The 19,715-nt window shown below is 72.9% G+C and carries 17 protein-coding genes; 8 read left to right on the top strand and 9 right to left on the bottom strand.

The annotated features are described in order from the left end of the window. The first annotated feature begins 41 nt into the window (after positions 1–41). On the top strand, positions 42–2,561 hold the full coding sequence (locus tag ACTWQI_RS12080; RefSeq protein WP_443269818.1) for a right-handed parallel beta-helix repeat-containing protein: 2,520 nt from the start codon (positions 42–44) through the stop codon (positions 2,559–2,561). Here ACTWQI_RS12080 and ACTWQI_RS12075 read toward each other — a convergent pair. Then, positions 2,521–4,905, bottom strand: coding sequence for a hypothetical protein (locus ACTWQI_RS12075; RefSeq protein WP_443269817.1), 2,385 nt, complete (start codon positions 4,903–4,905; stop codon positions 2,521–2,523). The genes ACTWQI_RS12080 and ACTWQI_RS12075 overlap by 41 nt on opposite strands. Positions 4,906–5,049: 144 nt before the next feature. On the opposite strand from ACTWQI_RS12075, the gene ACTWQI_RS12070 reads away from it, so the two are divergent. Both ACTWQI_RS12070 and ACTWQI_RS12065 read left to right on the top strand, forming a co-directional pair. Beyond that, the gene (locus ACTWQI_RS12070; RefSeq protein ID WP_443269816.1) at positions 5,050–5,895 is read left to right on the top strand and encodes a DeoR/GlpR family DNA-binding transcription regulator; all 846 of its coding nucleotides are present in this window, start codon (positions 5,050–5,052) and stop codon (positions 5,893–5,895) included. A 95-nt stretch (positions 5,896–5,990) separates the two neighbouring features. Beyond that, positions 5,991–6,488: an SRPBCC family protein gene (locus ACTWQI_RS12065; RefSeq protein WP_443269815.1), complete on the top strand. Its 498-nt coding sequence runs from the start codon at positions 5,991–5,993 to the stop codon at positions 6,486–6,488. A 90-nt stretch (positions 6,489–6,578) separates the two neighbouring features. Here the strand turns inward: ACTWQI_RS12065 and ACTWQI_RS12060 are convergent, their stop codons facing one another. Continuing rightward, complete coding sequence (locus ACTWQI_RS12060) at positions 6,579–7,712, bottom strand: PLP-dependent cysteine synthase family protein (protein ID WP_443269814.1); 1,134 nt, start codon at positions 7,710–7,712, stop codon at positions 6,579–6,581. A gap of 175 nt (positions 7,713–7,887) precedes the next feature. On the opposite strand from ACTWQI_RS12060, the gene ACTWQI_RS12055 reads away from it, so the two are divergent. Continuing rightward, a complete protein-coding gene (locus ACTWQI_RS12055; RefSeq protein ID WP_443269813.1) occupies positions 7,888–8,217 on the top strand; it encodes a hypothetical protein in 330 nt (109 codons plus the stop codon). A gap of 171 nt (positions 8,218–8,388) precedes the next feature. Further along, positions 8,389–8,973 carry an ATP-binding protein gene (locus ACTWQI_RS12050; protein ID WP_443269812.1) on the top strand — a complete coding sequence of 195 codons (585 nt, stop codon included), beginning with the start codon at positions 8,389–8,391 and terminating at the stop codon, positions 8,971–8,973. Positions 8,974–9,002: 29 nt separating this feature from the next. Here the strand turns inward: ACTWQI_RS12050 and ACTWQI_RS12045 are convergent, their stop codons facing one another. The 4 genes from ACTWQI_RS12045 to ACTWQI_RS12030 form a co-directional block, all read right to left on the bottom strand. Then, positions 9,003–11,636 (bottom strand): ABC transporter permease, encoded by a 2,634-nt coding sequence (locus tag ACTWQI_RS12045; protein ID WP_443269811.1) that lies wholly within the window; start codon positions 11,634–11,636, stop codon positions 9,003–9,005. Beyond that, positions 11,633–12,469 carry an ABC transporter ATP-binding protein gene (locus ACTWQI_RS12040; RefSeq protein ID WP_443269810.1) on the bottom strand — a complete coding sequence of 279 codons (837 nt, stop codon included), beginning with the start codon at positions 12,467–12,469 and terminating at the stop codon, positions 11,633–11,635. Before ACTWQI_RS12040 ends, ACTWQI_RS12045 begins: the two co-directional genes overlap by 4 nt. Continuing rightward, a complete protein-coding gene (locus ACTWQI_RS12035; protein WP_443269809.1) occupies positions 12,466–12,756 on the bottom strand; it encodes an SHOCT domain-containing protein in 291 nt (96 codons plus the stop codon). The genes ACTWQI_RS12040 and ACTWQI_RS12035 overlap by 4 nt, the downstream gene beginning before the upstream one ends. A 375-nt stretch (positions 12,757–13,131) precedes the next feature. Further along, positions 13,132–14,358 (bottom strand): ROK family protein, encoded by a 1,227-nt coding sequence (locus ACTWQI_RS12030; protein ID WP_443269808.1) that lies wholly within the window; start codon positions 14,356–14,358, stop codon positions 13,132–13,134. 17 nt (positions 14,359–14,375) lie between these two features. Here ACTWQI_RS12030 and ACTWQI_RS12025 point away from each other — a divergent pair, with 17 nt between their 5' ends. The 3 genes from ACTWQI_RS12025 (at position 14,376) to ACTWQI_RS12015 (ending at position 17,129) form a co-directional block, all read left to right on the top strand. Further along, positions 14,376–15,782 carry an MFS transporter gene (locus ACTWQI_RS12025; RefSeq protein ID WP_443269807.1) on the top strand — a complete coding sequence of 469 codons (1,407 nt, stop codon included), beginning with the start codon at positions 14,376–14,378 and terminating at the stop codon, positions 15,780–15,782. 75 nt (positions 15,783–15,857) lie between these two features. After that, positions 15,858–16,610 (top strand): maleylpyruvate isomerase family mycothiol-dependent enzyme, encoded by a 753-nt coding sequence (locus ACTWQI_RS12020; RefSeq protein WP_443269806.1) that lies wholly within the window; start codon positions 15,858–15,860, stop codon positions 16,608–16,610. 51 nt (positions 16,611–16,661) lie between these two features. Next, positions 16,662–17,129 (top strand): DUF4442 domain-containing protein, encoded by a 468-nt coding sequence (locus ACTWQI_RS12015; RefSeq protein ID WP_443269805.1) that lies wholly within the window; start codon positions 16,662–16,664, stop codon positions 17,127–17,129. A 53-nt stretch (positions 17,130–17,182) separates the two neighbouring features. Here ACTWQI_RS12015 and ACTWQI_RS12010 read toward each other — a convergent pair whose 3' ends face one another. The 3 genes from ACTWQI_RS12010 to ACTWQI_RS12000 form a co-directional block, all read right to left on the bottom strand. Next, positions 17,183–17,587, bottom strand: a complete 405-nt coding sequence (locus tag ACTWQI_RS12010) for a MarR family winged helix-turn-helix transcriptional regulator (RefSeq protein ID WP_443269804.1) — start codon at positions 17,585–17,587, stop codon at positions 17,183–17,185. A gap of 72 nt (positions 17,588–17,659) precedes the next feature. After that, entirely contained in the window at positions 17,660–18,325 is a 666-nt protein-coding gene (locus ACTWQI_RS12005; protein ID WP_443269803.1) for a response regulator, read from the bottom strand. Continuing rightward, complete coding sequence (locus ACTWQI_RS12000) at positions 18,322–19,620, bottom strand: sensor histidine kinase (protein ID WP_443269802.1); 1,299 nt, start codon at positions 19,618–19,620, stop codon at positions 18,322–18,324. Before ACTWQI_RS12000 ends, ACTWQI_RS12005 begins: the two co-directional genes overlap by 4 nt. Between the last annotated feature and the right edge of the window lie 95 nt (positions 19,621–19,715).

Below are 19,715 nucleotides of genomic sequence, written 5' to 3'. Positions count from 1 at the left end.
CGTACGCGGTGAAACGCACGAGGTGGGGGCACAGCAGCAGCATGGCACCACAGGGCACGGTCCAGGTGACGCACACCGGCACGTCGCGGTGGCGGCGCCGCACGGGCGAGTACGCCTCCCTCGCCGCGGCCCTGGAGGCCGCCGGAGACGGCGACGTCCTGTCCATCACCCCCGGTACGTACCGGGAAAACCTGATCGTCCAGCGGGCTGTCACCCTCCGCGGTCCGGACGGGAACCGCGGCTCGGTGCGCATCGCCCCCGCCGACGGCGTCCCCCTGACCGTCCGCGCCTCCGCGATCATCCGGGATCTGCACCTCGAGGGCCAGGACTCGTCCGCCCCCGCCCTGCTGTTGGAGGACGGCACCCCGGAGCTCACCGACCTGAGGATCGTGACGCGTTCGGCGGCCGGTATCGAGGTGCGGGGCGGGGCGCGCCCCATCGTCCGGCGCTGCACCGTCGACAACCCCGGCGGCATCGGCATCGGCGTCATGGAGGACTCCGGTGGGGTCTTCGAGGAGTGCGAGGTGGTCTGCGCGGGCCAGTCCGGGGTGGCCGTGCGCGGCGGCGCGCACCCTCGGCTGGAGCGCTGCAGGATTCACCACGCCTCGGGCGCCGGCCTGTCGCTGACCGGCGAGGGCAGCTCCCTGGAGGCCATCGGCTGCGAGCTGTACGAGATCAAGGGCGCGGGCATACAGGTCACTTCACGCGCCACCGGTCACCTCACCGACTGCACCGTGCACCGGACCTCGGCGGACGGGGTCACCCTCGACACCGACGCCGTGCTCACCCTCTCCGACTGCGACATCCACGACATCCCGGAGAACGCGGTCGATCTGCGGTCCCGTTCGGTGCTCACGCTCACCCGCAGCAAGGTCCGCCGCTTCGGGCGCAACGGGCTGTCCGTCTGGGATCCCGGGACCCGGGTCGACGCCAACCAGTGCGAGATCCACGACAGTACGGGCGACTACCCGGCGGTGTGGGTGAGCGATGGAGCAGTTGCCGTACTCGACTCGTGCCGGGTGCACGACGTACCGGACGCGCTGTTCGTCCTCGACCGGGGGTCGCGCGCCGACGTCGTCGACAGCGACATCGCGCAGGTTCGCAACACGGCGGTGTCGGTGAGCGACGGAGCGAGTGCCCAGCTCGACGACTGCCGGATCCGTGAGGCCACGACGGGGGCGTGGTTCCGCGACCACGGCAGCGGCGGCAGCCTCTCGGGCTGCACCATCGACGGGCCCGCCACGGGCGTCATCGTCACCAAGGGCGCGGACCCGACGGTCGAGCGGTGCACGGTCACCTCTCCGGCGGAGGCGGGTTTCTACGTCTCCGCCGAGGGCCGCGGTACTTTCCACGGCTGCCGGGTCACGGGCAGCGGCGGTTACGGGTTCCACATCATCGACGGCTGCCGCACCACACTGACGCGCTGTCGCACTGAGCGGTGCGCCCGCGGCGGTTACGAGTTCGCCGAGGAAGGGCCGGTGAGCGAGGACTGCACCAGCGACGAGAGCACCGAGCACCGCCGGCCTCCGTCGTCCCCCGCCACGGCTTCGGCAGTGCAGGAGGCATCTCCCTGGGGGCACTCTCCCAGCTACGGCCGGGGGGACCCCCACCCAGCCGTGGCCGAGGGAGATGGCTGGGGGGCTGCCACCAGCTCGGGGACCGGCCTGCTCGGGATGGTGCCTGCGCAGCAGACGGCGCCGTCCGCGCCGGCACCGGCGTCCGCCGACCCGGCGCCGGCTTCCGCACCCGCCCGCCCGTCCCGGGCGGTGCTCACCGAACTGGACGCGCTGGTGGGCCTGGAGAGCGTCAAGCGCGAGGTCCGGGCGCTCACTGACATGATCGAGGTCGGCCGCAGGCGGCAGCAGGCGGGGCTCAAGGCCGCGTCCGTCCGCCGCCATCTGGTCTTCACCGGCTCCCCCGGCACCGGCAAGACCACCGTCGCCAGGCTGTACGGCGAGATCCTGGCCTCTCTGGGCGTGCTGGAGAAGGGGCATCTGGTCGAGGTGTCCCGGGTCGACCTGGTCGGCGAGCACATCGGCTCCACGGCGATCCGCACCCAGGAGGCATTCGACCGGGCGCGCGGCGGCGTGCTGTTCATCGACGAGGCGTACGCGCTCTCCCCGGAGGACTCGGGCCGGGACTTCGGTCGTGAGGCGATCGACACCCTGGTGAAGCTGATGGAGGATCACCGCGAGGCGGTCGTGGTGATCGTCGCCGGGTACACGGCGGAGATGGAGCGGTTCCTCAGCGTCAACCCCGGTGTGGCGTCCCGCTTCTCCCGGACGATCACCTTCGGCGACTATGCGCCGGAGGAGCTGCTGCGCATCGTGGAGCAGCAGGCTCAGGAGCACGAGTACCGCATGGGCGAGGGCGCCGTGGAGGCGCTGCTCAAGTACTTCACGCTCATTCCGAAGGGACCGGCGTTCGGCAACGGGCGGACCGCGCGACAGACCTTCGAAGCGATGGTGGAGCGCCACGCGGGCCGGGTCGCCCAACTCGCCGACCCCAGCACGGACGACCTCACACTCCTTTACCCGGAGGACCTCCCCGAGCTGCCCTGACCGGGCCGGCGGCGAGCACGGAGCGCTGGAGCGGCACGTCCGGGAGGCGCGCGAGGAGGCCCGCGCGCTCCTCGGCGAAGGCCGGGTCCGCCTGGTAGTCGCCGTGGCCCAGAATCGGTGCGGGCAGCGGGTGTTCGAGCGTACGGCCATAGGCGAGCGGATCCTGCAACGGGGCTCGGTCCACCTCCGGGTCCGCAGCGTCGACCGGCATGACCGGGCCGCCGATCGGGTCCGTACGGCGCCACAGGTTGCGCCAGTAGTGCACCTCGCTGTGCAGCGCCCGGAGCGGCCCGCGGCCGAAGTAGGCCGGGAACCACCGGCCGTACAGCCGCTCCAGGGGCGAGCCGTAGGTCAGCAGGGCCACCCGGCGGCGGGTGTGCGGGGCGAGCTGCCAGACCACCGCGGCGGCGAGCACACTGCCCTGGGAGTGGCCGGAGATGACGAGCCGCCCGCCCGTGCACTGCGTCCAGGTGGCCATCCGCCAGGTGAGGTCGGGGACGGCGCGCTCGGCGTAGCAGGGGGGCGCGAAGGGGTGTGCCGCACGCGGCCAGAACGTTCCGACGTCCCACAGAATGCCGATGGTGCGGCGGGCGGACGGGTCGCGGTAAGCGCGCCGGCCCGAAGCGATGAGCAGTATGAACGCCACGCCGATGAGCCAGGAGCCCAGCGCCTGTGCGAGCTGCGCACCTGCGGCCATCAGCCCCGGGGTTCCCTCGGCAGCCTGCCCCGGCTCCTGGTGAGTGGCCCAGGCGCCGGTGATCGCCCCGCCGCCGAGTAGCAGGGTGGCCGCGGCGAAGGTGCCGACGAACCACGGTGCGTAGTCGGTGAGTCGGGCGGCCGCGAGGGTGACCGCGATCCTGAGGGTACGGGAGGTGTCCTCCGGCTCACCGGGGTGACCGGCGCGGACCGCAGGCGCCTCGCGACGGGCGGTCCGCCAGGTCCGCACGGCGAAGGAACCGGCCAGGGCGGCCAGCACCAGGAGCAGCACCGGAATCATGGCGGCCTGCCAGGAGAGCACGACGGGCGGTCCGGGGATGCCGGTCCCGTCCAGCCAGTCGGCGACCCGTTGGGAGACGCCGCCGGACATCAGCCCGCCCAGCGCGCAGGCGACCATCGCACAGGCCGCTCCCCCGAGTCCGCCCAGCGCCGTCCGGTCGTCGGCTGCGCTGCGGCCCAGCCACCAGGCGGTGACTCCGATGGCGAGGACGAGCGTGCCCTGGACGAGGGCGAGCACCGCGAAGGTCTCGTCTCCGGGGAGCCACCCGGACGACCTCCAGCCGGGGCGCGACCAGGCGGCGTGCAGCACGGCGACGGCGAGGACGACGAGGGCCGCGCCCGGCAGGGCGCGCACAATGGCGCGGTCCATGCGGTCGTCGGGCGCGCTCTCGCTGCGGCCCCGGCTGCACACCACCCACACCACGAAGGCTCCGGACGCCACCAGCGTCACCTCGAGCGCCCAGCCCACCGCGTCCAGCCAGGCACTGCCGCCGGGCTTGCGGTCGTAGCGGGTGGCGGCCGCCGCGAGCGCCGCGGCGACGGTCAGGAAGCCGGCGGCGGTGTGGGCGGCACGCAGCCGGGCGACGAGCCGACGCCCGTACCAGAAGCCGGGCAGGCACAACGCGGGGCGCGCAGCGGCCTCGGGATCCTCCTCGCCGACCGGGCGGCGCACCGGCGGCTGCGACTCGTACGCACTCCAGGTGCGGTGCGAGAGCCACCACAGGAGTCCGGTCAGGCCGGTGGGCACGAGGGCGGCGAGGGCCAGCCGGCGCCCGGGCTGGCTCCACCAGCCTCCCCGCTCCGGGGAGAGGAAGCCGAGCCAGGACCTGCCGCTGGCGCAGGCCTCGACCCCCGCGCACTGCCAGGCGGTCAGGTCGAGCGCCACCTCGCAGGCGGCCGCGACCAGCAGCACCGTGAGGCTGAGGGCGACGAGCCGTACGAGGACGCCGTACGTCCGCACCGCGGTGGTGTGGCCTAAAGAGGCGGGCCGCATCCAGTGGGCGAGATTGGCGACCATGAAGGGCAGCAGGACGAGCCACAGGGCACGGGCGCCGTTGCCGGAAGTGAGATTGGACCAGCAGTAGGCCTCGGGGACGGGACGGTCCCGGTAGTCGGCCGGACGGCTTTCCGCCTCGGCGTCTTCGCGGCGGCGGTGGATGCCGGCGGTGTCGTCCCCGGCGATCCGAACGACGCTGGGGTCGTCGAGCATCTCCTGCGGCGTCGTGCCGCCGACGCCGTGCACCAGCAGTTCGAGGGCGAGTTCCGTGCCGTACCGACGTTCCCCCCGTGCCTCCGTAGTCCCGCTGTCCGCTGTCGCGCCGGTGTCCGGCTGCATGGACGACGCCATAGTCTCCCCCGAGGCCGTATGTGCTCCGCTCCACGATCCTCCCAGCCCGGGGGCGGGCGCAGCTACCCATACGGCTGTCACTCCCACGTGGGAGGATGAAAGCCGGCGGGCCGGGATGACCGATGGCGGAAGGGACGGGCCGGGGTGAGCGACAACCAGAATCTGCTCGCGGAGCAACGGCGTGCCCTGATCCTCGACGAGGTCAGGCGACGCGGCGGGGTGCGGGTCAATGAACTGACTCGGAAGCTCAGGGTCTCGGACATGACGGTCCGTCGGGACCTGGACGCGCTGGCGCGGCAGGGCGTGGTCGAGAAGGTGCACGGAGGCGCGGTGCCGATCTCCGAAGCCAGCACGCACGAGCCGGGCTTCGAGGTGAAGGCGGGCCTGGAGCCGACCGCCAAAGAGGACATCGCGCTGGCCGCGGCGTCATTGGTGGTGCCGGGCAGCGCGATCGCCCTGTCCGGGGGGACGACGACATACGCTCTGGCGCACCACCTACTGGACGTGCCCGACCTGACCGTGGTGACGAACTCCGTGCGGGTGGCGGATGTGTTCCACTCGGCCCAGCGGGCGGCGGCGCGAGGGGGCAAAGGACACCGGCCGGGTTCGGCCACCGTGGTGCTGACGGGCGGGGTGCGCACCCCGTCCGATTCCTTGGTTGGCCCGGTTGCGGACCAGGCGATCGGCGCGCTCCACTTCGACGTGCTCTTCCTGGGGGTGCACGGGATATCGGTGGAGGCGGGACTGTCGACGCCGAATCTCGCGGAGGCGGAGACCAACCGGCGGTTCGTGCGCTCGGCGCGGCGGGTCGTGGTGGTCGCCGACCACACCAAGTGGGGGACGGTGGGCCTGAGTTCGTTCGCCACGCTGGAGGAGGTGGACGCGCTGGTGACCGATGCGGGTCTGCCGGCGGAGGCCCGGGCGGAGATAGCCGAGCATCTGCCACAGCTGATCGTCGCGGGCGAGAGCAACGGCGCCACCGGCATCTGACGGCCCGGCGGCCAGAGTGTCCGCGCCTCGCGTCCGCGCGGGCCGGATCGCCGCCCCGAGTGAGCGAGAACGACACCGCTGGAGGTGCACATCCCATGGCGCGCCGACTCCGTCCCGTTGAGCTCGACTTCCTCCCGACCGCTCCGGTACGGCTGGTCTTCGCCGCCGAGATGACGGCCGCGCCCGAGGTGGTGCACCGGGCGCTGGCCGAGGACGTCGAGGGCTGGCCGCGGTGGTTCCGCGCCGTCGCGGTCGCCCGGCCGGCATACGGCGGGAAGGGCCGCGAGATCCGTCTGATGGGCGGCACGCGCTTCCTGGAGACGATCCTCTCGGCGGACGCCCCGACGGGGGTGTCACCGCCCGGCGATGGCGGGGGAAGGTACGCCTACCGGGTGGACGAGACCAACGTGCCGGGCCTGTGGGCGCTGCTCGAGGACTGGCGGCTGACACCCGCCGGCGCCGGCACCCGCGTGGAGTGGACCTTCGCGGCGGACGGTCCGCTGCCGCTGCGCCTCGCCCTCGCGGCGCTGCGTCCCGGCCTCGGGCGCGCGTTCCGCGACGCGGTGCGCGCCCTCGACCGGCGGCTCGCCTAGGCGGTCCGGTCGATCAGGCCGGAATCGCAGCCGGGACCGGTCGCAGTGCCCTGGTGTGACGTCCGTTCCGGTTCGCCGTGCACCGCCCGCTCAGTCGGGCCAGACACCGGTGGCGAGCAGGGTGTCGATCGCCTCGGCGTACGGCGTGATGTCCAGGCCCTGCTCCGCGAGCCAGGCGTCGGAGTAGTACTTGTCCAGGTACCGGTCGCCGGGGTCGCAGAACAGCGTGACCACGCTGCCCCTGCGCCCTTCGGCCACCATCTCCGCGACGATCTTCAGCGCGCTCCACAGACCGGTCCCCGTGGAGCCGCCCGCCTTGCGGCCGATCGCCCGCTCCAGGGCTCGTACGGCGGCGACGCTGGCCGCGTCCGGCACCTTCATCATCCGGTCGATGGCCCCGGGCACGAAGCTCGGCTCCATGCGAGGGCGGCCGATGCCCTCGATGCGGGAGCCGCAGTCGCTGGACACATCGGGGTTCCCGGTCGTCCAGCCCTCGAAGAAGCAGGAGTTCTCCGGGTCGGCCACACAGACGAGGGTGTCGTACTGCATGTAGTGCACATAGCGGGCGATGGTCGCGGACGTGCCGCCGGTGCCCGCTGTGGCGACGATCCACGCCGGCTCGGGGTAGCGCTCCATCCGCAGCTGCTCGTAGATCGACTCGGCGATGTTGTTGTTGCCGCGCCAGTCCGTGGCCCGCTCGGCGTAGGTGAACTGGTCCATATAGTGGCCCCCGGTGTCGGCGGCCAGTCGAGCCGAGACCTCGTACACCGTCCGCGGGTCGTCCACCAGATGGCACCGCCCGCCGTGGAACTCGATGAGCCTGGTCTTCTCCCGGCTGGTGGTGCGCGGCATCACCGCGATGAACGGCACGCCGATCAGCTTCGCGAAGTACGCCTCGGACACCGCCGTGGAGCCGCTGGAGGCCTCGATCACCGGCCTTCCGGGGCGGACCCATCCGTTACAGAGCCCGTACAGGAAGAGCGAGCGCGCCAGACGGTGCTTCAGGCTGCCGGTCGGGTGCGTGGACTCGTCCTTGAGGTACAGGTCGATGCCCCATCGCTCGGGTAGCGGGAAGAGCAACAGATGGGTGTCGGCCGAGCGGTTGGCGTCCGCCTGGACCTTGCGGACGGCCTCTTTCAGCCACGCCCGGTAGGCCGGATCGGTGCGGTCCACATCGATGGTCGCCGCCGCGGTGCGGCCGCTTTCCCGCTGGGTGGTGCTCACCAGCGCGCTCCTCACGCTCGCATCCCCGCGCCAGGTCGGTCCGGCCGGGTCAGTTCGATCATAAGTGCCCACTGGTGCACCGGGCCCGGCACGGGCACACTGCGCAACAGGACGTATATGGCGTTACGGCCGAGGCGCGATACGCCGACGCTTTCTGGCCAGGGGGCGGTGCAGCATGGCGGAGCCGGAGTTCACGGCGACCAGGGTGCGGATCGGGCGCTGGCTGCGCCCGCTGACGAACGCGGGGCAGGTCCTCATCCGCGACGGAAGGCTGCTGTTGCTGACGAGCTACGGCAGCGAGATCGACAGCGCACCCGTCCACCTGGTGCGGGCCGCCAAGCCGTGGTTCGCGACCCGTGACCGCGCGCTGGCCACGGTCAACGGCACCCGGTACCACCTGACCCTGAGCGACCGCGACCCCGCGCCCGGCGAATCCGGGCCGCCGTCGGCCAACCGGTTTCTTGACGCGATCCGCACGGCCGGCGGGCAAACGGCTCGGAATTGACACACTTTGAGGCGGTATGCGAGTTGCGCAGGCGCCCGTCCGGGTTCACTCTGGTGGAGCGTAACTGAGGGTTCACCGGTGGTGACGCTCGGAACCGGCGCCGCCGAGCACAGCATCAGTCAGCACTGTCGGATGCTCCTTCGTCTTCCGAACCTTGTCAGGGAGTCGGCCGTGATCAGTAAGCCAAGCAGGCACTGCGCGGTAGAGCTCCAGGCCCTGCCGCCGCGGATCGGCCAGGTCCGCAGGATCGTCTCGGCGCAGCTGCGCTACTGGCATCTCGATACCTTGATCGATTCGGCGGCACTCGGGGTCACCGAGCTCCTCACCAACGTCCACCGGCACGCCCTGCCGGACAAACAATGTCGCGTCGAGATCGTTCTGCACCGGGACCGGCTGACCGTGGCGGTACGGGACAGCGACCCCAGGGTGCCGAGCCTGCACGGCGCGGACCCGACCGCCGCCGGGGGGCGGGGGCTGCCGCTGGTGGCCTCGGTCAGCGAGAGCTGGGGCGTACGGCCGCACGACGACGGCGGCAAGGTCGTGTGGTTCACGCTGCGGCTGTCCCCTCCGGCCGTGCCCGCGACGCCGGCCGCGCTTCCGCTCCCCGTGCCCTCCCTCACGTCCCAGCCGCTGCGGCAGCCCTCACCCGCCGCCGCCCGTGGCCCGGTCGACCCCGTGCCGGCGCTCCGGGCCGGTGCCGGGCACTGCGCGGTTCGGCGCGAGCCGGCGACGGCCCGGTCGACCGTCGCGGGGTGACCGGGCCTTCGCCCACCTGGAGCCCTGCCTCACTCGGTGGCGATGGCTCGTAGCACATCCAGCCGAGCAGCGCGGCGCGCCGGGCGTACCCCCGCCACCGCCCCCGCTGCCAGGCCCACCAGCGCCACCACCACGAGCTGGAGCGGCGGGATGGCGAAGGCGCTCGTCCCGGCGTCGTCGGCGGCCCGCACCAGCGCCCAGCCGAGGAAGGCACCGAGGACGAGCCCGCCGACCGTGCCGAACGCGGCCACGAGCACCGACTCCCAGCGCACCATGGCGCGCAGCTGGGCCCGGGTCTGCCCGACGGCGCGCAGCAGGCCGAGTTCGCGGGTCCGCTCATGGATGGCGAGGGTGAGGGTGTTGGCGATGCCCAGCAGGGCGATGAGCACGGCCAGCGCGAGCAGGGCGTAGACCAGCGTGAGCATCATGTCGATGCCTCCGGCCGAGGAGGCGGCGTACTCGTCGCGGGTCTGCACCTCCGGATTCCCGTACGCGTCGGCGGTCCGCTCCACCGCCGCCTTGCCGTCGGCCGGTGCAACGCCGTCCCGGAATCCGACGGCGACCAGGGTGTCGGAGTCCTGCACCTGGTGCGGGGCCCAGGCCTCGCGGATGACGAGATAGTCACCGGCGAGGTCGTCCTGGCCGTAGACGGCCCGGATGGTGAAGGTCTGCCGGTCGCCGTCGGGGAAGGACAGCCGCGCGGTGCTGCCGACCCGCCAGCCGCGCTCGTCCGCCTCGTCCTGAGAGACGGCCAGCCCACGGGAGCCGAGTCCGCTCAGCGAGCCGTCCACCGAGCCGAGATCGAGCACCCGGGCGAGCGCGACCGGGTCGGTGACGGTCAGCTGCCGCCCACCGCCGTCGACGTCCGCGACGCCCCGGCCCAGGCCGACCGCGGTGTCCACCTCGGGCAACTTCGCGACCGTGGGGGCCAGCTTCGGGCTGAGGCCGCTGCCGCCCGCGCCGAACGCGGGGGCGCTTACGGCCACATCGCCCGCGAAGGCCCGGGAAACGGTCTGGTCCATGGTCGCCTTCAGCGAGGCGCCGAAGACGGTGAACAGGGACACGACGGCGACACCGATCATGAGAGCGGTCGCGGTGGCGGCCGTCCGCTTCGGACTGCGCAGCGCATTGCGCAGCGCGAGCGCCCCACCCACACCGCGCAGCCGGGCGAGCGGCGCACCGAGGATCCGTACGGCGTACGAGGACGCGGCCGGCCCGAGGACGACGAAGGCCGCCAGGGTCAGGACGGCCCCTGTCGTGGTCCACCCGATCGACGGGCCCGAGGCCACGCCGAGCACGGTCAGGCCGACGCCGAGGGCCAGGGCGCCCGTGCCCGCCACCGCGCGGGTGCGGGAGGTTCCGCCGGCTCCGCCACCACCCGCAGACAGCTGGGGCAGGTCGACGGCGCTCTCGCGCAGCGCGGCCAGCGGTGCCGTCCGGCCGGCCCTGATCGCGGGGAGCAGGGCCGAGCCGAGGCAGACAACGACGCCCACGGCGAGCGGAAGCAGCAGCGACGTGGCGCTGATCACCAGTGCGCTGTCCGGGAAGGGGAAACCGATCGCCGGGAACAGCGCCTGCAGCCCGGCCGCGATGCCGACGCCTCCGAGCACCCCGGCGAGCGACCCGGCGACGGCGACGGCCGAGGCCTCGGCCAGGCTCGAGCCGACCACCTGGCGACGGGACGCGCCGAGCGCCCGGAGCAGGGCGTTCTCCCGGGTGCGCTGGGCGACGACGATGGCGAAGGTGTTGTGAATGGAGAACGTCGCGACCAGCAGGGCGATCCCGGCGAAGACCAGCAGGAAGGTGGTGAAGAGGGTCAGGAACTGACCGGTCACCAGATCGAGGTTCTCCTCGGTCGACTCCTGGCCGGTGATGGCCTCCACACCGCGCGGCAGCACGGGGCCGAGGGCGTCGACGAGCTCCTGCTGGCTCGTGCCGGGGTCCGCACGCACCTGAATGCTCGCCGCCCGGCCGGGCTTCGGGGTCAGGTACTTCTCGGCGTCGGCCAGGGTCATCCCGGTGAAGGTCACCTGGCCCATGCCGTCCCCGCCGCCGAACGTGGCCAGGCCGACGACCGTCACCCGGACGGGGTCGGGGGTGCGCAGCACGGTACGGTCGCCGACCTGCAGTCCGCCGGCCTTGGCGGCACCACGGTTGACCACGACTTCACCCGGCCCGCTCGGCACCCGTCCGTCTGCCAGCCGGTAGGGGTTGAGCTGCGGGTCGTCGATCCAGTTGCCCGCCCGGGTGGGCGGGCCCTTCCCGCCCACCGGCTCGCCGTCGCTGCCGACGAGCTGGCCCGCGCCCTGAACGTTCGGCGCCGCGGCGGCGACGCCCGGCACGTTCTCGATCTCATCGGCGATGGAGACCGGGATGGGTTGCCGGGTGCCCTGGCCCTCGCCGGAGACGGTCACGACATCGGCGCTGCGCACCACCGCGTCGGTGCCCTGGGCAGCGTTGCCGAACATGGTGTCGAAGCCGGCTCGCAGGGTGTCGCCCATGACCAGGGTTCCGCCAAGGAAGGCGACACCGATCAGCACGGCGACGAAGGTGCCGACGAAGCGCCGCTTGTGGGCGCGGAGCGACGCGAGGCTGATCCGGAGCGTGGCACGGGCGCCGCTGCCCGTACCGTCGCTCGTCGACGTCGTTCTGCTGTGCTTCATGTCGTCACCTCCTTCGGGTCGGTGGGGCGGGCGGACGGGCCCACAGTGCTCTCGGTCGCCGGCCCGGTCTCGTGGGGCAGCAGTCGCTGCAGCCGGTCGAGCACGCGCTCGGCAGTGGGCGCGGCCATCCGGTCGACGAGGCGACCGTCGGCGAGGAAGACCACCTCGTCCGCGTGGGCGGCGGCCACCGGGTCGTGGGTGACCATGACGACCGCGCGCCCCATGTCCCGTACGGCACGGCCGAGCAGCCGCAGCACCTCTTCGCCGGAGCGCGAGTCGAGATTGCCCGTCGGCTCGTCGGCGAAGACGACGTCCGGCCGCCCGGCGAAGGCCCGGGCCACGGCGACCCGCTGCTGCTGCCCGCCGGAAAGCTCGCTGGGCCGGTGGTGCAGCCGATCCCGCAGGCCGACGACGTCGATGAGGGCATCGGTCCACTCGGCGTCGCCACGCCTGCCGGCGAGGTCCTCAGGGAGGGTGATGCTCTCGGCGACGGAAAGGGTCGGCACGAGGTTGTACGCCTGGAAGACGAAGCCGATGCGGTCGCGGCGCAGCAAGGTGAGCCTGCGGTCGTCGAGGCCGCTCAGCTCCGTCCCGGCGATGTACGCCGATCCGGAGGTGAGGGTGTCGAGCCCTGCCGCGCAATGCATCAGCGTGGACTTGCCGGAGCCGGACGGTCCCATGATCGCGGTGAAGCAGCCGGCGGGGAAGTCGACGCTCACTCCGTCCAGGGCCCGTACCCGGGTCTCTCCGGTGCCGTACACCTTGACGGCGTCCACGACCCGGGCGGCAACGGCCGGGCCGGTGGCGGCGGGTGAGGCGGTGAGGCCGGTCATGCCGCACCGCCCTTTCCGCGCGCGAACTCCTCGTTGAGGACGGACAGCCGCCGCCAGTACTCGTCCTCGTCGATCTCACCGGCCGCGAAGCGGCGGCCCAGCAGATCGAGAGGCGAGTTCTCGTCGCGGGCGGACCGGTCGCGCCACGGTCCGTGGCCGTGGCCGGGCCCCCGGCCCCGCCAGACCGTGCGACGCAGCACGGTCAAGACGCCGAGCACCACAGCCGCCCAGATCAGCGGTACGAACAGGATCCACGGGCCGGGCCCGTCGTGCGCCAAGGTCATCATCGCGGTTCAACTCCTCGGTAGTGACGTCCTTTCTCGCTACCGAGCGTCGTCGCGAAGCGGGCTCAGGTCGTCGTACGCCCGTCGGCACCTGCGCTGCTTCCGCGGGAGTACGTGCCCGTCGACGCGCTGCTTCGGACGGAGACGCGCAGACCCGCCGTCCCCTCCCCTGCCGAAGCGGCCAGCACGACGGCGCACGCTGCACCTGCCCATGACGGCGCGAGGGCCCGCCCGCCGGGAGGCCGCACGAACGGCAGCCACCCGGAGCCGGGCCCTCCCCGGCCCGGACGAGCCCTATGCCCGCCTGGGGCTCCCCCACCAACTGACTTCTGGGAGCTGCTCCCAGGGGTACCCCCATCCCGGATGGGGAGCTACGGCCTACGCGGCGAGCGCGGCCAGCGGGTCGTCCAGCACGGGCTGCCAGGCCAGCTCGGCCGCACCGACCAGGCTGTTGTGGTCGAGCGTGCACGGCAGGATGGGAACGCCGCCGCTGCGCCCCCACAGGCTGCGGTCGGCGACGACGGCCCGCAGCCGCTCCGGATCGGCCTCCAGCAGCTCGCGGTGGAGGCCGCCGAGGATGATCCGGTCCGGGTTGAGAATGTTCACCAGCCCGGCGAGTCCCAGACCCAGCCGGTCGATCAGGATCTCGGCGGCGGTCCGTACCGCAGGATCCGCGTACTCCGCACGGAGCAGGTCCCGGGCCTGCTGGAGCAGCGACACCTCGGGGCCCGGCTCGCGGCCGGCGGCGGTGAGGAAGGCCAGCGGGTCGGCCTCGACGTCCAGGCAGCCGCGGCTGCCGCAGTGGCAGGGCCGCCCCTCGGGATTGACGGTCAGATGGCCCACTTCGAGCGCGAGGCCAGAACTGCCGCTGTGCAGCCGCCCGTCGAGGACCAGCGCGCCGCCGACGCCGCGGTGCCCGGTCGCCACGCACAGCAGGTCTCGCGCACCGCGTCCGGCGCCGTGCCGGTGTTCGGCGAGGGCGGCGAGGTTGACGTCGTTGCCGGTGAAGGCGCCCGTGCCGGAGCCCGCCGGGCCGAAGATGCCCGATTCCCGGACGCGTTCGGCGAAGATCGCCCGTACGGGGGCACCTGCAGGCCAGGCGACGTGCAGTGGGTTGAGAGCGGTGCCCTCCGGTTCCGCGACGGCGGAAGGGACGGCCAGTCCGGCGCCGAGGCACCGGCGGCCGCTGTCCCGCAGCAGCTCTGTCCCCGCATCGACGACGGCGGTCAGGACGTGCACGGGGTCGGCGGGCACGGTCATGCAACCCGGCGCCGTGGCGACGATCCGGCCGCCAAGACCGACCAGCGCGGCCCGGAAGCCGTCGGCGTGCACCTGGGCGGCCAGCACGACGGGGCCGTCGGGGTCGACGGACAGCCGGTGCGAGGGCCTGCCCTGCGACCCGGCGGCGGCGCCGGGCCGGGAGTCCACCTGGATCAGTCCGAGCGTCTCGAGCTCGGCGGCCACGGCGCCCGCGGTGGCGCGGGTCACGCCCAACTCCGCGGTCAGTACGGCGCGCGTCGGCGCCCGGCCGGTGTGTACGAGCTCCAGGGCCGGTCCGAGGGCGCCGCGGCCTCTCTCCAGCCGTGTTGTCCGAGTCTGGGTCACACCTCTATTCTGACTTTGTGCCGAGCCTAAACAAAATACGGACGCCCCTCTCACCCGTCGCGCCGCGAACAGGCGCCCGCAGGTCCGCAGAGCCCGTCCCTCCGAACCCCGTACCGAACCAACTCCGTCGCGCCCTGACCGCCTTCTTCGCCCTGGACGGCTTCCTCTTCGCCGGCTGGGTCGTCCGCATCCCCGCCATCAAGCAGCAGACCGGCGCCTCCACCGGCGACCTCGGTCTCGCCCTGCTGGGCGTGTCGGCGGGCGCGGTCGCGACCATGATGCTGACGGGGCGGCTGTGCCGCCGGTTCGGCAACCATCCGGTCACCGTCGCCGCCGGCGTGCTGCTCTCGCTCAGCATCGCGCTGCCGCCGCTCACCGGGTCGGCCCTCGCCCTCGGCCTGGTACTGCTGGTGTTCGGCGCGGCATACGGCGCGATCAACGTCGCCATGAACAGCGCGGCGGTCGATCTCGTCGCCGCGCTCCGACGACCTGTCATGCCGAGCTTCCACGCCGCCTTCAGCCTGGGCGGCATGCTCGGGGCGGGCCTCGGTGGCCTGCTGGCGGGCCATCTCTCCGCCACGCGGCACCTGATCCTGCTCACGGTCGTCGGGCTGCTGCTCACCGCCGTCGCGGGCCGTACGCTCCTCGCGCACCCTCCCCCTGGGGGTACTCCCCCAGCTAACGCCGGGGGTGCCCCCACCCGGGCCGTTAGGCCCAGGGGGACTACCTCCCCCAGCTACCGCTGGGAGGTGCCCCCAGGGTGGGGATCCCCCCGGCGAAGCCAGGGGGCGTGCCCCCAGCCCCGTGCCCGAGCGGGAGCCGAGCGGGCGGTACGGCGCACCGCGGCCCCCGCCGCGCGTACGGCAGCCGGTGCACGCCGCATGGTGGCCCTCTTCGGGCTGATCGCGCTGTGCACGGCGTACGGGGAAGGGGCGCTCGCCGACTGGAGTGCGCTCCACCTCCAGCAGAATCTGGACGCACATCCGGGGGTCGCGGCAGCGGGCTACTCCGTCTTCGCACTCACCATGACGGTCGGGCGACTGACCGGCACCGTGCTCCTCGAACGCCTAGGCCAGACAAGGGCGTTGGTCGCGGGCGGTACGACAGCCGCGGGGGGCATGCTGCTCGGCGCTCTTGCGCCGTCGGTGTGGCTCGCACTCCTCGGCTTCGCCGTCACAGGCCTGGGTCTGGCCAACATCTTCCCGATCGCCATCGGCCGGGCAGGCGCCCTCTCCGGGCCGAGCGGAGTGGCCGCCGCCTCCACACTCGGCTACGGCGGCATGCTGCTCGGCCCGCCCGCCATCGGTTTCCTCGCCGACTGGTTCTCGCTTCGCGCGGCCCTCACCACGGTCGCGCTGCTGGCGGGCCTGGCGGCGGTCGTCGCCGCTGCGACGCGGAACGCAGGGCGGACATCGGACGGCTGACGCGCCGTACGTCCGCGGCTATGGACACACCTGATGCGGCCGTCTACGTCAGAGGTCTCCCATAGCATCCGCGGCATGGAGATCTCGGAGCTCATCGAAACGCTTCGCGCAGAGGGCGTCTTGCTGGCGGAGGCGGCCGCGTGCGCCGGTACGGACGCGGAGGTGCCCACCTGCCCGGGATGGCGGGTGCGGGATCTCGTACGGCACACGGGGATGGTGCACCGGTGGGCGACGACCTTCGTCGCGGAAGGCCTGACGCGGCCGCGGCGGGCCGAGGCCGAGCCGGACCTCGACGGACCGGCGCTGCTCGACTGGTTCCGTGACGGGCACCGGCGGTTGGTGGCGGCGCTGGCGGCGGCGCCGGAGGGGCTGGAGTGCTGGGCCTTCCTGCCCGCTCCCTCGCCACTCGCCTTCTGGGCCCGTCGGCAGGCGCACGAGACCACGGTGCACCGCGTCGACGCCGAGGCCGCCCTCGGCGAGAGGGTCACGCGGATCGACGCGGCGTTCGCGCTCGACGGTATCGACGAGTTGCTCGTCGGCTTCCATGCGCGGGAGCGCAGCAAGGTGCGTACGGATACGCCGCGGAGCCTGCGGATCCGGGCCACGGATGCGGCGGACGTCTGGACGGTGCGGCTGTCCGACGCCCCGGCGCGTACGGAGCGCGGGGCGACGGGCGCGGCGGACGCGGCGGACTGCGAGGTCGTCGGCCCGGCCGCCGATCTCTATCTGGCGCTGTGGAACCGGCTGCCGTACGGCGAGGTCGACGTCGTCGGCGATGCGGACGTGGCGCGGATTTGGCGGGAGACGTCGGCGATCGAGTGGAGCTGAGCGGACGGCCAGAGGTTACCCACGAGTAACAACCTGTGTTAGCGTCGGAACATGTTCCGACGACGCTCGCTTGCTCCCAGGTCGCTCCGGCGCGCCATGAACTGGTGGCCGCCGTATCTCTTCGCCGGGGTACGGGTGCTGGAGATCGCGGACGACTGGAGCAGCGCACGCGTACGCCTGCGGCTCGGCCGCTTCAACCGCAACTACGTCGGCACGCAATTCGGCGGCTCACTGTTCTCCATGGCGGATCCGTTCTGGATGCTCCTCACCATGAACAGCCTCGGCCGCGACTACATCGTCTGGGACAAGGCCGGAGAGATCGAGTTCCTCTCCCCCGGCCGCGGCGACGTCTTCGCCGAGTTCAAGCTGACCGAGGACCGGCTGGAGGAGATCCGCCGCGCGACGGCGGACGGCAGCAAGGCGCTGCCCTGGTTCACGTGCGACATCGCCGGCGCGGACGGGACGGTCGTGGCGCGCCTGCGCAAGCAGCTGTACGTCCGCCGGAAGCCCGGCACATGACGGAGGGGCCGAATGGGCGGGAGAAGCGTCAGGTCGTGGAGCACGGCCGCCGGCTACGAGGACCGGCGCTCCGCCAGTGTCCGGGCGAGCACGGCGCGCTGCAGCGGCAGCACCTCCGCGTGGCGCGCCCGCCCCGCCTCCGTGAGGACCACCCGTACACCACGGCGGTCCTCGCTGCACATGCCGCGGAACACCAGCCCGTCCCTCTCCAGACGCCCGATGAGCCGGGACAGCGCGCTCTGACTGAGGTGCACCCGATCCGCGAGCTCCTGGACCCGGTAGGAAGGACCGTCGTCCGCCGCGCCGCCCTCGGCGAGCACGTCGAGGACCTCGAAGTCGCTGGCCCCGATGCCGTGCCCGTGCAGCGCCCGGTCGAGCTCGCACATGGTCCGGGCGTGGAGCGCGAGGATCTTCCGCCACTCCTCCACGATCACCCGCTCGGCCTTCTCATGCGCCATGCGCGAACGCTACCCGACGCTGCAGCAGGTCGTCAGCGGCTGACTCCTCGGCTACGGCGGCCTGTTGCCGGGTCAGCCGAGCCAGCCGGGTCGGACCAGACCCGACTCGTAGGCCAGGACGACCAGTTGCGCGCGGTCGCGGGCGCCCAGCTTGACCATCGCCCGGCTCACGTGGGTCTTGGCGGTGAGCGGGCTGACGACCAGTCGGCGGGCGATCTCCTCGTTGGACAGCCCGATGCCCACCAGGGTCATCACCTCCCGTTCCCGCTCGGTCAGCTCGCTCAGGCTCGCGGCGGTCACCGGCTCCTTCGATCGGGAGGCGAACTCCGCGATCAGCCGGCGCGTCACACCGGGCGAGAGCAGCGCGTCGCCGCCGACCACGGCCCGTACGGCGCGCAGCAGTTCGTCTGGTTCGGTGTCCTTGACGAGGAATCCGGAGGCGCCGGAGCGAAGCGCCTCGAAGACGTACTCGTCCAGCTCGAAGGTGGTGAGCATGACCACCTTGACCGCGTCCAGATCCGGGTCGTCGGTGATCCGGCGAGTGGCCGCGAGACCGTCCAGCTCCGGCATGCGGATGTCCATCAGCACGACGTCGGGGCACAGTTGGCGGACCAGCTCGAGGGCCTGCTCTCCGTCCGCGGCCTCGCCGGTCACCTCGATGTCGGGCTGGGCGTCGAGCAGCGCGCGGAAGCCCGCCCGCACGAGCACCTGGTCGTCGGCGAGCAGGACGCGGATCACGGTGCCTCCTCCTCTGGAGCCTGAGCCGGGGGCGGCCCGGCGTGGGGAGCGGCCCGGCCCCGTGCCACGGTAGCCGGAGAGCCGCGGGGGATACGCGCAAGCACGCGGAATCCGCCGTCGGGGCGCGGCCCGGCCTCGACCGTGCCGCCCAGCGCGGCGGCCCGCTCACGCATACCGACCAGTCCTCGACCGCCCCCGCTGTCGCGGCCTTCCGTCGCCGGGCCTTCGTCCTCCACGCGGAGCTCCAGCTGCTCCGGCGTGTGGCGCAGGACGACCCGCGCGGTCCGCGAGCCCGAGTGCCGGACGACATTGGTCAGCGCCTCCTGGATGATGCGGAAGGCGGCGAGGTCGGCCCCCGCCGGCAGTGCGTCCGGTACCCCCTCGACGACCACGTCGACGCTCAGGCCGGCGCGGGACGCCTGTTCCGTCAGATCGGACAGCCGCTCGAGTCCGGGGGCGGGCGAGCGCGGCGCGTCGCCGGGCGTCCTGAGGGTGTCGAGGACCTGCCGGACCTCGCCGAGCGCTTCCTTGCTGGCGGACTTGATGGTGGTCAGGGCGGTACGGGCCTGCTCCGGGTCCTGGTCGAGAAGGGCGAGGCCGACCCCCGCTTGGACGTTGATCACGGAGATGCTGTGGGCGAGCACGTCGTGCAGCTCCCGGGCGATGCGCAGGCGCTCCTCGTCGGCGCGGCGGCGCTCCGCTTCCTCCCGCTCCGCGCGGTCGCGAACGATCTGCTCGCGGCGCACCCGGACCAGCTCGGAGGCCGCGACGACGGCCACCACCCAGGCGGCGACGCCCAGTTCCTGGCCCCAGGACGCGGGGTCGTCGCCGCTCGGCGGCAGCCAGCGGTAGAGCCAGTGCGCGACGATCAGATGGCCCGCCCAGAGCAGTCCCAGAGCGGCCCAGCCCGCCCACCGGCGCCCGGCGAGGATCGCGGCGAAATAGGCGACGGCGACACTGACCACGATGGGGCCGTACGGATAGCCGGCACCGAAGTAGAGCATCGCCGCGGTGCAGACACCGAAGACGGTGATCCGGGGATACCGGTGGCGTACGAGCAGCAGGGCCGGCCCGATCAGCAGCAGGGTGCGGGCGAACGCGTCGAGCGAGGCCCGGTCCGGCTGGTTCTCCGCCGCGAAGTGGGTTCCGACCATCTGAAAGACGGCCACGGCGAGGGAGGAGGCCCAGGGCAGGCGCTGTACGGCGTGCGGGGACAGCCATCGCTGCCACGTCCGGCCGCTGGGGGCACCTCCCGGCGGTAGCTGGGGGACTGTGGTCTCGCTCGGCTCCGTCATACCGGCCACGCTAAACCGGACCGGGCCCAGGCGACGTCAGCCGGGCGTAGTGATCACGCCTACTCCCCGCGGAGTAGCGCGGCAGCCGTCTGGAG

It is taken from the genome of Streptomyces sp. KR80 (assembly GCF_052245555.1).
Classification (GTDB): Bacteria; Actinomycetota; Actinomycetes; order Streptomycetales; family Streptomycetaceae; genus Streptomyces.
Note: the sequence above shows the minus strand (reverse complement) of the source record. Positions and strands in the feature narration are given on the sequence as shown.

Bases quoted from the DNA above. Each gene is read 5' to 3' on its own strand.
- ACTWQI_RS12040 (WP_443269810.1), bottom strand. From the start codon at position 12,469: ATGACCGGCCTCACCGCCTCACCCGCCGCCACCGGCCCGGCCGTTGCC.
- ACTWQI_RS12015 (WP_443269805.1), top strand. From the start codon at position 16,662: ATGTTCCGACGACGCTCGCTTGCTCCCAGGTCGCTCCGGCGCGCCATG.
- ACTWQI_RS12055 (WP_443269813.1), top strand. From the start codon at position 7,888: ATGGCGGAGCCGGAGTTCACGGCGACCAGGGTGCGGATCGGGCGCTGG.
- ACTWQI_RS12035 (WP_443269809.1), bottom strand. From the start codon at position 12,756: ATGATGACCTTGGCGCACGACGGGCCCGGCCCGTGGATCCTGTTCGTA.
- ACTWQI_RS12045 (WP_443269811.1), bottom strand. From the start codon at position 11,636: ATGAAGCACAGCAGAACGACGTCGACGAGCGACGGTACGGGCAGCGGC.
- ACTWQI_RS12000 (WP_443269802.1), bottom strand. From the start codon at position 19,620: ATGACGGAGCCGAGCGAGACCACAGTCCCCCAGCTACCGCCGGGAGGT.
- ACTWQI_RS12010 (WP_443269804.1), bottom strand. From the start codon at position 17,587: ATGGCGCATGAGAAGGCCGAGCGGGTGATCGTGGAGGAGTGGCGGAAG.
- ACTWQI_RS12065 (WP_443269815.1), top strand. From the start codon at position 5,991: ATGGCGCGCCGACTCCGTCCCGTTGAGCTCGACTTCCTCCCGACCGCT.
- ACTWQI_RS12080 (WP_443269818.1), top strand. From the start codon at position 42: ATGGCACCACAGGGCACGGTCCAGGTGACGCACACCGGCACGTCGCGG.
- ACTWQI_RS12020 (WP_443269806.1), top strand. From the start codon at position 15,858: ATGGAGATCTCGGAGCTCATCGAAACGCTTCGCGCAGAGGGCGTCTTG.
- ACTWQI_RS12075 (WP_443269817.1), bottom strand. From the start codon at position 4,905: ATGGCGTCGTCCATGCAGCCGGACACCGGCGCGACAGCGGACAGCGGG.